The sequence below is a fragment of the Streptomyces sp. NPDC006733 genome (genome assembly GCF_040636125.1).
GTDB lineage: Bacteria > Actinomycetota > Actinomycetes > Streptomycetales > Streptomycetaceae > Actinacidiphila.
The window spans coordinates 1-12087 of sequence record NZ_JBEYJD010000056.1 but is presented as its reverse complement, the minus strand read 5'-3'; the positions used below and the strand labels follow the sequence as shown (position 1 = coordinate 12087).

Annotated in this window: 10 protein-coding genes and 2 tRNA genes; 5 read left to right on the top strand and 7 right to left on the bottom strand. The window is 72.0% G+C overall.

The annotated features are described in order from the left end of the window. Positions 1-46 precede the first annotated feature (46 nt). The gene (locus ABZ721_RS34945; RefSeq protein WP_358792819.1) at positions 47-370 is read left to right on the top strand and encodes a multidrug efflux SMR transporter; all 324 of its coding nucleotides are present in this window, start codon (positions 47-49) and stop codon (positions 368-370) included. 43 nt (positions 371-413) lie between these two features. Here the strand turns inward: ABZ721_RS34945 and ABZ721_RS34940 are convergent, their stop codons facing one another. Beyond that, complete coding sequence (locus ABZ721_RS34940) at positions 414-1073, bottom strand: helix-turn-helix domain-containing protein (RefSeq protein ID WP_358792818.1); 660 nt, start codon at positions 1071-1073, stop codon at positions 414-416. A 134-nt stretch (positions 1074-1207) separates the two neighbouring features. Here ABZ721_RS34940 and hisN point away from each other — a divergent pair, with 134 nt between their 5' ends. Together hisN and ABZ721_RS34930 are read left to right on the top strand one after the other, a co-directional pair. Next, positions 1208-2008 (top strand): histidinol-phosphatase, encoded by an 801-nt coding sequence (gene hisN / locus ABZ721_RS34935; protein ID WP_358792817.1) that lies wholly within the window; start codon positions 1208-1210, stop codon positions 2006-2008. 102 nt (positions 2009-2110) lie between these two features. Continuing rightward, on the top strand, positions 2111-2521 hold the full coding sequence (locus tag ABZ721_RS34930) for a CBS domain-containing protein (protein ID WP_358792816.1): 411 nt from the start codon (positions 2111-2113) through the stop codon (positions 2519-2521). A gap of 73 nt (positions 2522-2594) precedes the next feature. On the opposite strand, the gene ABZ721_RS34925 is transcribed toward ABZ721_RS34930, so the two are convergent. Then, positions 2595-4055 (bottom strand): catalase, encoded by a 1461-nt coding sequence (locus ABZ721_RS34925; RefSeq protein ID WP_358792815.1) that lies wholly within the window; start codon positions 4053-4055, stop codon positions 2595-2597. 130 nt (positions 4056-4185) lie between these two features. Between ABZ721_RS34925 and ABZ721_RS34920 the strand changes: the two genes are divergently transcribed. Then, positions 4186-4596 (top strand): Fur family transcriptional regulator, encoded by a 411-nt coding sequence (locus ABZ721_RS34920; protein ID WP_358792814.1) that lies wholly within the window; start codon positions 4186-4188, stop codon positions 4594-4596. On the opposite strand, the gene ABZ721_RS34915 is transcribed toward ABZ721_RS34920, so the two are convergent. The 5 genes from ABZ721_RS34915 to ABZ721_RS34895 all read right to left on the bottom strand — a co-directional run bounded on the left by ABZ721_RS34915 (position 4562) and on the right by ABZ721_RS34895 (position 11315). Beyond that, complete coding sequence (locus tag ABZ721_RS34915; RefSeq protein ID WP_358792813.1) at positions 4562-5923, bottom strand: hypothetical protein; 1362 nt, start codon at positions 5921-5923, stop codon at positions 4562-4564. The genes ABZ721_RS34920 and ABZ721_RS34915 overlap by 35 nt on opposite strands. Positions 5924-6121: 198 nt before the next feature. Then, positions 6122-6195 (bottom strand) — tRNA-Met (locus ABZ721_RS34910). Positions 6196-6278: 83 nt separating this feature from the next. After that, on the bottom strand, positions 6279-8165 hold the full coding sequence (locus ABZ721_RS34905; protein ID WP_358792812.1) for a tetratricopeptide repeat protein: 1887 nt from the start codon (positions 8163-8165) through the stop codon (positions 6279-6281). 176 nt (positions 8166-8341) lie between these two features. Continuing rightward, positions 8342-8415: transfer RNA gene (locus ABZ721_RS34900), tRNA-Met, on the bottom strand. A gap of 41 nt (positions 8416-8456) precedes the next feature. Next, positions 8457-11315, bottom strand: coding sequence for a UPF0182 family protein (locus ABZ721_RS34895; protein ID WP_358792811.1), 2859 nt, complete (start codon positions 11313-11315; stop codon positions 8457-8459). A 131-nt stretch (positions 11316-11446) separates the two neighbouring features. On the opposite strand from ABZ721_RS34895, the gene ABZ721_RS34890 reads away from it, so the two are divergent. Further along, a complete protein-coding gene (locus ABZ721_RS34890; protein ID WP_358792810.1) occupies positions 11447-12001 on the top strand; it encodes a PPA1309 family protein in 555 nt (184 codons plus the stop codon). Positions 12002-12087 lie beyond the last annotated feature (86 nt).

Here is a 12087-nt window from a genome sequence, read left to right as displayed (position 1 = left end):
AGCGCCGCGGACGGCGGGCACGGCGACGGAACGGGAGGCACCTCGGATGGCATGGCTGCTCGTGGTGGTCGCAGGCATCCTGGAGACCGGCTTCGCGGTCTGTCTCAAGCTCTCCCACGGGTTCACCCGCCTGTGGCCGACGATCGCCTTCGCGGTCTTCGCCCTGGGGAGCTTCGGCCTGCTCACCCTGTCCCTGCGCAAGCTGGACGTCGGCCCCGCGTACGCGGTGTGGACCGGGATCGGCGCCTCGGGGACCGCGATCTACGGCATGGTCTTCCTCGGTGACATCGTCTCGACGCTCAAGATCGTCTCGATCGTCCTGGTCCTGGCGGGCGTCATCGGCCTGCAGCTCTCCGGCTCCTCGCACTGACGCCGGGCGCCCCGCTCGGGACCCTGCGGGGCTGGGCCGGGGCCTACCAGCCGCGCGCCAGCAGTCCGCGCACCAGCCGGGCGACCTGAAGGCAGGCGTCCTCGTCGGAGGCCGAAGGGGCCACGACGTAGGCGAGCGTCTGCCGGACCGCGACCTCGCAGGCCCAGCCGATGTCGGCCAGATCCAGCTTCGGGTAGCCGTGTTCGAGAGCGCCGACGGCCCGGTTGCGGATCTCGGTGACGAGCTCGGCGGGCGACGGCGGCGCCCCGTCCGCCGGGTGGCGCGCCCCCGGAGCGGGCGGCGCCGCGGCCCGCCCCGGATGCGGCGAGCGCTGGACCGGGATCCCGGCGACCGCCGCGGCCGGCAGCCGCTCGCTGCGGCAGCCCGTCAGCGTGGCGCGGACCAGCGGGCTGCGGCGCGCGCTGTGCAGCGTCCAGGCCGTCGCGGCGGCGAAGCAGTCGCCCGCGTCGGCGCCGTGCCGCTCCGCTTCCGCCAGCGCGTTCTCCACCCCGGCCAGAAACGTGTCGGCCTCGCGTCGCGCGAGCGCGCGGGCGAGGCCTTCCTTGCTGCTGAACTCGTTGTAGAGGGTCTGCCGGGACACCCCGGCCGACACGGCGACGTCCACCATCCGCACCGCCGCCCAGGGCCGGGCACCCAGTGCGGCCAGAGCCGCGTCCAGTAATGCTTCCCGCGCAGTAGGCATTGGTTGCCTCCAAGGCCCCGCATATGTCCCGGACAGCGGCCGTGGGCAAAGAATTGACGCGCCGCTGACCCCTGTCAAGGCTCCGCGCACTCTCCGCGTGACCTCGGCCGGTTGCGATCGCTACTGTTCGCGTTATGCCCGACTTCAACGACGACCTGCGCCTCGCCCACATCCTCGCGGATGCCGCCGACGCCACCACCATGGAGCGCTTCAAGGCTCTGGACCTCAAGGTGGAGACCAAGCCCGACATGACGCCGGTGAGCGAGGCCGACAAGGCGGCGGAGGAGCTGATCCGCAGCCAGTTGGGCCGGGCCCGGCCCCGGGACGCGGTGCTCGGCGAGGAGTACGGCAGCCACGGCAACGGCCCGCGCCGCTGGATCGTCGACCCGATCGACGGCACCAAGAACTACGTGCGCGGGGTGCCGGTCTGGGCCACCCTCATCTCCCTGGTGGTGAGCGGCGAGCACGGCGACGAGGGTGTGGTGGGCGTGGTCTCCGCGCCGGCGCTCGGGCGGCGCTGGTGGGCCTCCAAGGGCCGGGGGGCGTACACCGGGCGCAGCCTGTCGGCCGCCACGCGGCTGCAGGTGTCGAAGATCAACAAGCTGGACGACGCGTCCTTCGCGTACTCCTCGCTCAGCGGCTGGGAGGAGCAGGGCCGGCTCGACGGCTTCCTGCACCTGTCCAGGAACTGCTGGCGCACCCGCGGCTACGGCGATTTCTGGCCGTACATGATGGTCGCCGAGGGCTCGGTCGACATCTGCGCCGAGCCGGAGCTGAGCCTGTGGGACATGGCGGCACCCGCCGTCATCGTCCAGGAGGCCGGCGGCCGGTACACCAGCCTGGACGGCGAGCCAGGCCCGTTCGGCACCAACGCGGCGGCCTCGAACGGGCTCCTGCACGAGGAGTTGCTCGGCTACCTCGGACGCACGGGCTGAGCGAACCCGCCCGGTACCTCCCCTTGCTGCGCGGGTCGGAGCATGTGAACATGAGAATGCCCGAGCTTGTGAACTTGTGAACGCATTCTCTAGGGGTAGCCCATGCTCGTCCGAGACGCCATGAGCACCGTCGTCCTGACCATCGGACCCGCCCACACCCTGCGCCAGGCAGCCGGCCTGATGGCCGCCCGGAGGATCGGCGCGGCCGTCGTCCTCGACTCCGACACCTGGGGACTCGGCATCCTCACCGAACGCGACATCCTCAACGCCGTCGGCGCGGGCCTGGACCCGGACGTCGAGACCGCCCACGACCACACCACCACCGACGTCGTCTTCGCGACGCCCGAATGGACCCTGGAGGACGCCGCGTCCGCCATGGTGCACGGCGGCTTCCGGCACCTGATCGTGCTGGACGGCCGCGACCCGGTCGGCATCGTGTCGGTCCGCGACATCATCCGCTGCTGGACCCCGTCCCGGGCCGCCCCCGCGGCCCAGGAAGCCATGGCCGGCTGAACCCGGCCCCGGACAGCGAAGAGGCCGGAGCCCCATGGCGTCCGGCCTCTTCGGTTGTACGGCAGGCGTCCGGTCAGCCGCGGAGGGCCTGGACCGCGGCTTCCAGCCGCTTGCCGTAGTCGGGGTCCGCCTGGCGGAAGTTGTTCACCGCGCGCTCGGCGATGTCGTCGCGCGACACCTTGGCGATGAACTGCGCCAGGTTGTCGACCAGGCGCTCCTTCTCGTCCTCGGACAGCGAGCGGTAGAGGTTGCCGGCCTGCACGAAGTCGTTGTCCTCGGCGTGCGTGGGCGCCTCGGAGGCGGCGTCGGTACCGGTGACCGGCAGCGGCTGCCACAGCGGCACGTTGGTCTGCTGCGGGCCGCCGAAGCTGTTCGGCTCGTAGTTCTTGGCACCCTTGTGGCGGCCGTCGTACAGGTAGCCGTCACGGCTGTTGGTGCGCGCCACCGTGGCGTGCGGCCGGTTCACCGGCAGGTGGTCGGCGTTGATGCCGACGCGGTAGCGGTGGGCGTCGCCGTACGCGAACAGCCGGCCCTGCAGCATCTTGTCGGGCGACGGGCCGACGCCGGGCACGAAGTGCGCCGGGGAGAAGATCGACTGCTCGACCTCGGCGAAGATGTTCTCCGGGTTGCGGTTGAGCTCGAGGCGGCCGATCTCGATCGGCGGGTAGTCCGCGTGCGGCCACACCTTGGTGAGGTCGAACGGGTTGAAGCGGTAGCCCGCCGCGTCGGCCGCCGGCATCACCTGGACCTGCACCGTCCAGGACGGGAACTCGCCGCGCTCGATGGACTCGCGCAGGTCGCGCTGGTGGGAGTCCGGGTCCATGCCCGAGAGCTGGTTGGCCTCGGCCGTGGTCAGGTTCTTGATGCCCTGGTCGGTCTTGAAGTGGTACTTGACCCAGAAGACCTCGCCGGCCGCGTTGTTCCACTGGTAGGTGTGCGAGCCGTAGCCGTTCATGTTCCGGAACGAGGCCGGGATGCCGCGGTCGCCGAAGAGCCAGGTCACCTGGTGCGTGGACTCCGGACTCAGGCCCCAGAAGTCCCATACGTTGTCCGCCTCCTGGGAGCCGGTGTACGGGTCGCGCTTCTGGGTGTGGATGAAGTCGGGGAACTTGATGGCGTCCTTGATGAAGAACACCGGGGTGTTGTTCCCGACGAGGTCGTAGTTGCCGTCCTCGGTGTAGAACTTCAGCGCGAAACCGCGCGGGTCGCGGACCGCGTCCGCGGAGCCGAGGTTGCCCGCCACGGTGGAGAACCGCAGGAAGGTCTCGGTCTGCTTGCCGACCTCGGAGAGGAACGCCGCCCGCGTCCACTGCGAGACGTCGCGCGTCAGCGTGAAGGTGCCGTAGGCGCCGGCGCCACGGGCGTGCACGACGCGCTCCGGTATGCGCTCCCGGTTGAAGTGCGCGAGCTTCTCCAGCAGCGACTGGTCCTGGATCAGCACCGGGCCGCCCGGCCCCGCCGTCTGGCTGTTCTGGTTGTCCGCCACCGGCGCGCCGGCCTCGGTGGTCAGCGGGCCCGTTTCCTGAACCGTCACGTGCGTCTCCCTGGATCCTGATCGACCTGTCCGTCGGAATCGATCCTACGATAGACAGAGTCCAAGTCAAGAAGAGAACCATCACCGGACTCCTTCGGGATCCGGACTCATGACTGTTAAGCTCATCGGTATGAGTGACCTACTGGGACGACTGCGCGAACGCGGCTGGCGGCTGACCGCCCAGCGGCGGGTGGTGGCCGAGGTCCTCGACGGCGAGCACGTCCATCTGACCGCCGACGAGGTGCACGCCCGCGCCGCCGCCCGGCTGCCGGAGATCTCCCGGGCGACCGTCTACAACACGCTGGGCGAGATGGTGACCCTCGGCGAGGTCATCGAGGTGGCGACGGACGGCCGCGCCAAGCGGTACGACCCGAACGCGCACCGGCCGCACCAGCACCTGATCTGCTCGCGCTGCGGCACCATCCGCGACGTGCACCCCGCGGGCGACCCGCTGGCGAGCCTGCCCGCGGCCGAGCGCTACGGCTTCACCGTCGCCGAGGTCGAGGTCACCTTCCGCGGTCTGTGCCCCGACTGCGCCTGACGGAGCCGGCCGCCGCGTCCGGCGCGAGCCGCTCGGCCGCCCTGCGCACCGCGGGCTCCGTCCGGGTCCTGCCGACCCAGACCGTCTCGGCGGGCACCTGCGCGGCCACCCGCGCCAGCGCGTCGAACACCTCCCTGGCCACCCCCGCGTCGGGGTCGAGCGCCAGCGGCGCGAGCAGCCGCACCAGATCGTTCGCGGGAGCCAGCCGCCCCACCGCCCGCACGGCGCAGCGCCGCACCCGCGCCGGCCGCTCGGGCGGCCCCGGCTCGGCGAAGCGCAGCAGCAGCGGGACGTCCGCCGCGTCCCCGCACTCCCCCAGCCCCACCAGCAGGCCGGCCACCAGCCCCGCCGGGGTGCCGGGCGCGCAGCGGCCGAGCTGCCTGCGGTAGACCCGGGCCGGCGGCTCACCGCGCCGGTACAGCTGCCAGCGCGCCTGCGCCCGCACCATCCGGGCCGGGTCGGCGAGCACCGGCACCAGGCGGGCGGCCGGCACGTCCGCGGGCAGCGCGGCCACCGCCAGTTCCCGCACCACCGCGCCGCGCGCCCCCATCAGCTGCCCCGCCTGCTCCGGATCGATCTCCAGCAGCCGTTCCGCGCACAGCCGCCGACAGACCTGGTCCCGGTCGTGCAGGGCGGCCCGCAGCAGGTCGCCGCGTACGTACTCCCCCAGCTCCAGGGCCAGTTCCATGCCGAAGCGGCGGGTCCGCAGGTCGCCGTCGGCGGCCAGCGCCCGCACCGCACGCCGGTGCCCCGGCTCCGCGAGCACCGCGCGGTACCCGGCCAGGCCGCCCGCCCGGCGCCTGCCGCGCAGCCGCAGCAGCAGCCGCAGCGCGGCCGCGACCTCGTCGGGAGCGGTCCGCGCGGGCAGCGCGGCCGCGGCGCACTCCCGCACCGCGGGCACCCAGTCGACGGTGCGCAGCGCCAGCGCCGCGGCGGCCAGCGGCCCGCCGACCCCCGCCAGCGCCTCCACGGCGGCCTGCCGGACACGGCCGTCGCGGTCCAGCGAGGCGAGCAGCAGCCGCAGCGGATCAGCGGCGCCGGGACGCGGCAGCGGGGCCGCACCCCCGTGGGCCCGCGCGCCGCGGTCCAGCCGGGGCAGCAGTTCGGGGGGCGACCGCAGCAGCGCGTCGAGGGCCGCCGCGCGGTCGTACGGGAGGCCGCCGTCCGCGGTGGCCCGCAGGGCGTCCAGCAGCGCCCCGACGGCCTCCGGGCGGCCGGACACGGCCGCCTCGCACAGCCCGCTCCAGCGCTCCGCGTCCAGCACCGCGGCCGGTGCCGACCCGTCCCGCCGGCGCAGCACGGTCCGCCCCAACCGTCCGCGCAGCAACCCCGCCTCCTCGCACCGCGTAGGGGACCAGGATCGCGCGGGCGGGGAGAGCTTCCAAGGCTGTTTGCACGCTTTTGCCCGAACGATGTCCGAGCTGCTACCCGTCCGGAACGATCCGGGGCACCTCAGGGCGCACACCTGGGGGAATGACGAAGGCCCGGCTCCTGATTTCTCAGGAGCCGGGCCTTCGTACCGAAGTAGCGGGGACAGGATTTGAACCTGCGACCTCTGGGTTATGAGCCCAGCGAGCTACCGAGCTGCTCCACCCCGCGTCGTTGTGTCCTCACTGTAGACCAGCGGCGCTGAGCGGTGCAAATCAGTTCCGGACGGACGGGCGGGGGCGCCCGGCGCCCTGCTACGCCGTGAGCTCCTGCTTCAGGGCGTCGGTCAGGCGCGCGGCACGCTCCGCGACCTCGGCGGGGCCGCACTCGACCGCCCGCGCGCACCAGCCCTGGGCCTCGGCCAGCTCGCCGTGCCGGGCGGCCAGCAGCGCCATCCGCAGCGCGGCGCGGCCGTGACCGGCGTCGGCGGCACGGGTCCACCACAGGGCGGCCTCCGGCTCGCTGCCCTCGCGGGCCAGCAGCAGCCCGAGGTTGAACGCGCCGTTGCGGCTGCCCGCCTCGGCGGCCTCGCGGTACCAGTGCGCCGCGTCCACGACGTCACCGCGCTTGGCGGCGCACATGCCGAGCCGCACCTGCGCCCGGCGGTGCCCCTGCCGGGCGGCACGGCCGTACCACTCCTCGGCCTCCTCCTCGGCCTCGTCGGTGTCCGCCCGGTCCAGCAGCGCGCCGAGCCGGAAGGCCGCCTCGGGGCTGCCGCCGCCCGCGGCGCACCGCAGGTGGCGCTCGGCGCCGTGGTGCTCGCCCTCGCGCAGCAGCACGATGGCGACCTGGAGCGCGGCCTCGGTGTGGCCGGCCGCGGCGGCCCGCTCGTACCAGCGGCGGGCGGCCGCCTCGTCGCCCCGGTTGGCGTGCAGGATCCCGAGGTTGAAGGCGGCGTCGACGCTGCCGGCCTCGGCCGCCTTGGAGAACCAGGGCTCGGCGCCGGCCGCGTCGCCGCGCTGCAGCAGCAGCACGGCGAGCGCGTTCGAGGCCTCGCGGTGTCCGGCGTACGCGGCCTTGCGGTACCACTGCTCGGCCTGGGCGGTGCGGCCCTGGCCGGCGCAGAGCAGGCCGAGGTTGAACGCGCCGTTGACGTCGCCGGCGGCCAGGGCGCTGCGGTACCAGCGCTCGGCCGTCTGCGTCTCGCCCTCCTCGGCGTGCAGCGCGCCGAGCGCGTTGGCGGCGTTGCCGTCGCCCGCCTGGGCGGCGCGCCGCCACCACGTGGCGGCGGAGTCCAGGTCGCCGGCGTCGCGCAGCAGGAAGGCGAGCGCGCAGGCGGCGCGCGCCTCGCCGTCACGGGCCGCGGTGAGGTACCAGTGGCCGGCCTCCTTGGTCTCGCCGCGCTCCTCCAGGAGCGTGCCGAGGCGCAGCGCGGCGCGGCGGTGCCGGCGCGCGGCGGCCTGCCGGTACCACTGCTCGGCCTCGCGCTCCTCGCCGCGCTCGGCGCAGATGCGCGCGATGCGGTACGAGGCCTCGCGATGGCCGTGCTCGGCGGCGACGCGGAACCAGCGCTCGGCACCGACGTCGCGCCGGTGGTCCAGCAGGTCGGCCAGGGCGTACGCGCCCAGCGTGTGGCCCGACTCGGCGGCCTGGCGCAGCCAGTACTCGGCGCCGGGCTCGTCGCCGCGCTCGCGGTAGTGCCGGCCCAGGGCGTGCGCGGCCGGCGCGGAACCCGCGACGGCGGCGATCCGCCACCAGTTGGCCGCCTCCTCCGGGTAGCCGCGCTGGTGCAGCAGCAGGGCGAGGTTGTTGGCGGCCGCGCGGTCGCCGTTGGCGGTCGCGGCGCGCAGGTACGGCTCGGCGGCGTCGAGGTCGCCCCGGCGCAGCAGCAGGGTGCCCAGCGCGCTCATGGCGGCGGGGTCCCCGTGGTCGGCGGCGCGGCGGTGCCGGATCTCGATCTCGGCCTCCTCGCGGACGGCGAGGCTCTCCTCGTCGGCGAGTTCGGCGGCCTCCGAGGCCTCGGGCAGATCGGACGGCTCGTTCCTGGCATCGGACCTGGCGACGGGGAGCGACTCGGAGCGCGGCGCGGGCAGCAGACCGGTGACCGCGGGCACCAGCCTGGAAGCGGACGTCGACGTATCACCCGCCGACCCGCGATCATGGATCTGACGAGTATTCAGCAGCCTTGCACCATCCCCCATAAGGTCCATCGTCGCACCACCCGTTACCGCCGTACACCTGGTATACCGCAACCCAATTGGTCACTTCAGCGTTTTGTCGACTTCCCGACTTGACGCCTTACCAAACGTATAGCTCTGAGCGTCCCCCATATAAGTGAAGAGGCCCGGAGTCTATTGACTCCGAGCCTCTTCTGCAGTAGCGGGGACAGGATTTGAACCTGCGACCTCTGGGTTATGAGCCCAGCGAGCTACCGAGCTGCTCCACCCCGCGCCGTTGTGTCGCAACCGTACCACGACGCGAGGTGTGTCTGATCAGCCCTTCTTTGCTGCCTTCTGCTCCGCCGCCACGGCCTTCTGCAGGGCCGCAGCGAGCTGCTTCTGCGCCTCGCCGTACTTGGCCCAGTCACCGGCCTTCATCGCCGCCTGACTCGCGTCGAGCGCCTTCTGCGCCTCCTGCAGGGCCGCGGCGACCGTCGGGTCCGGCGTCGGCTGCGTGGGCTGCCCGGTGCCCGGCGGCGGGGTGGTGGTCCCCTGGCTGCTGAACACCTCGTTCAGCGCCGCCTCCAGGGTGTCCTGGAAGCCGATCTGGTTCCCGTAGGTCACCAGGACCTTCCTCAGCAGCGGGTAGTTGGTGCCCGCGCCCCGGACGTACACCGGCTCCACGTACAGCAGGCCGCCGTTGAGCGGCACCGTGAGCAGGTTGCCGTACTCGACCGTCGAGTCGCCCCCGCGTTTGAGCAGGTTGATCTGCGGCGCGACCTTGTTGTCGGAGTTGAGCTTGCTCTGCACCTGTTTGGGCCCGTCCACCGTGGTGTTCGGTGGCAGCTGCAGCATCCTGATCGCGCCGTAGTCCTTGCTCGTCGCGTCGGCGTCGACCGCCATGAACGCGCTGAGGTTGTCCCGCCCGTTGGGCGTGAACGTGGTCGTCAGCGAGAACGACTGCGCGGGCTGGTCCGGCATCTTCAGGCTCAGGTAGTACGGCGGCACCGCCTTGCCGGTCTTCGCCGCCGGGTCGTCCGGGACCTGCCACACCTCGCTGCCGCTGTAGAACGTCGACGCGAGGGTCACGTGGTAGCGGGTCAGCAGCTGCCGCTGGACCTTGAACAGGTCCTGCGGGTACCGCAGGTGCGCCATCAGGTCGGGACTGATCTCGCTCTTGTCCTTGACCGTGCCGGGGAACGCCTTCATCCAGGTCTTCAGCACCGGGTCCTTGGCGTCCCACTGGTACAGGCTGACGTCACCGGTGTACGCGTCCACGGTCGCCTTGACCGAGTTGCGGATGTAGTTGACCTGGTTCTGCTGCGCGAGCACCGTCCGCTGGCCGTCGGTCAGCGAGTCGGCCGTGGTGTCCCCCAGCGTGGTGCGGGAGGCGTACGGATAGCCGTTGGTGGTCGTGTAGGCGTCCACGATCCACTGCACGCGGCCGTCGACGACCGACGGGTACGGGTCGCCGTCGATGGTGAGCCACGGCGCGACGGCCTCGACCCGCTCCTTGGGCGTCCGGTTGTAGAGCACCTTGGAGCCCTTGCCGATCGCCCCCGAGTACAGGATCTGCGGCTCGCCGAAGCTCACCGCGTACGCGGCGCGGGTGATCGGGTTGTCCAGCCCGACCCCGCTCTTGCCGGTGTAGGTGAACGCCTTCTCACCGCCGCCGTCGGTGTAGTCGATCTCCTTCGTCGGACCGCCGACGATCGAGTACTGCTTGGTCTGCTCGCCGTAGTAGATCCGCTGCTCGTACTCGGGAAGGGTGCCGGTGGCCGGCAGGTCCTTCTCGGTGAAGTCCGGCGAACCGTCCGCCAGCGCGTTCGTCCCCTTGGCGGCGACCATGCCGTAGCCGTGGGTGTACTTGAAGTGGTCGTTGATCCAGTTGTTCTCGGGGATGCCGTTGACGTTCAGCTCGCGCAGGCCGACGACCGTGTCCTGCTCCTTCTTGTCGGTCGTGTACCGGTCGACGTCGAGCGTGGACGGGAAGGCGTAGTAGCCGCGGGTCTGCTGCAGCTGCTGGAAGGTCGGCGAGACCACGTTCGGGTCCAGCAGGCGCACGCTCGCCGTGGTGTTGGCGTCGGCCCGCAGGATGTCCTTGTTCGGGTTGGCGGGCGCCCCCGGGTACGGGGACACCTTGCTGTCCCCGATCCCGTAGGCCTCGCGCGTGGCGTCGATGTTCTTCTGGATGTACGGCGCTTCCTTGGCGGCCTCGTTCGGCTGCACCTGGAACTTCTGCACGATCGCCGGGTACAGCCCGCCGATCAGGATCGCCGAGAGCACCATCAGGCCGAAGCCGATCATCGGCAGCGACCACGTGCGGCGCCACAGCGTCGCGAAGAACAGCAGCGCGCAGATGATCGCGATGGCGAAGAGGATGTTCTTCGCCGGCAGGTACGCGTTCGCGTCCACGTAGCGCAGGCCGGTCCAGTTGCTGGTGGCCTTGAAGTCGCTCGACTTCACCGCCAGGCCGTACCGGTCCAGCCAGTACGCGACGGCCTTGAGGGACACGAAGAGCCCCAGCAGCACCGACAGGTGGCCGGTGGCCGCCGCCGTGGCGCGCCCGCCGGGCGACGTGATCCGCAGGCCGCCGTACAGGTAGTGCACCAGCGCGGCCGCCACCAGGCCGAGCACCACGGCCGCGAAGCCGAAGCTCAGCAGGAAGCGGTACCAGGGCAGGTCGAAGGCGTAGAACGCCACGTCCTTGTGGAACTGCGGATCCTTCGTGCCGAACTGCGTGGCGTTGGTGTACAGCAGCCACGTGCGCCACTGGCCGGACGCCGAGCCGCCGGCGATCAGGCCGACCATCGCACAGACGGCGAGCAGCACCCACTTCTTGTAGGGCGCGATGCCCATGCGGTACCGGTCGAGGCTCTGCTGCTCCAGCGACATCGCGCTGAGCGGCGGCCGGAGCCGGTGCGCCAGGAAGATGTTGACGCCGACGGCCGCGGCCATCAGCAGGCCGAAGGTGAAGAACAGGCCGATCTTCGTCCACAGGGTGGTCTTGAAGACCGACGAGTAGTGGACCGAGCGGTACCAGAGCCAGTCCGTCCAGAAGCCCGCGAACATGACGAACGCGATGGCGAGCACGATCAGCGCGCCCAGCGTCATCAGGAGCGTTCGCGTACGCCGGGACGGACGGCCGAGTCTGATCCGCGGCCCGGTCGGACCTCCGCCGCGATCCGGCATCTGGAATACCAAGGTGCACACCTCGAAGTGTCGGTGTCTACGGGCGTCCCGGGTCGGACCCCCACTGGTGCAACTTATTCACGCTTTACTCGGTTCCCGATTTTGGCCTGGGAACAGGCAGGATATTGACCATGTCCAACATTGCGACCGATGGAGCACCTCTCGCGGCGAGCCCGCTGACCCGTGCCGTACTGGAGATCGACGAATACGCGTCCGGTCTCGGCTGGGACCGGCCCGCGCGGCTGTTCGCCCTGGTCGACACCGCACGCCTGCGTACACAGGAACCGGGCCTGGCCGACCAGCTGGGACTCGCGGAGAAGAACGCCGGGGCGCTGACCCCGGTGGAGCAGGACGAGCTGCCCGACGGCAAGGCCCTGGACGAGTTTCTCGCCACCATCGCCTGGCCGGATGTGATCTCCGGCTGCGCCATGACGGTGGAGCGGCTGATGCTGCCGCCGTCCGCGGAGGCGGCGATCCCCGAAGGGCTGAACGACGCCAAGCTCGCGAAGTGGGTCGCCGAGCACCCCGAGCGCCAGGAGGTGCGGATGACGGTCGCCGTGCTGCGCAACGGGGCCCGCGAGTCGGCCATCAGGCTGCGGTCCAAGGACACCGCCACCGAGGTCCTGACCGGCTCCGACCTCGTACCGGGCCTGGCGGAGGCCCTGGCCGCCACCTTCGAGAGCTGACGACCCCCGCGGCGGGGGGGGGGGGGGCCGGGGCCCCCCCCCCCCCCCCGCCCGCCCGCGGGCCCCGGGGGCGGCTCAGCAGGCGC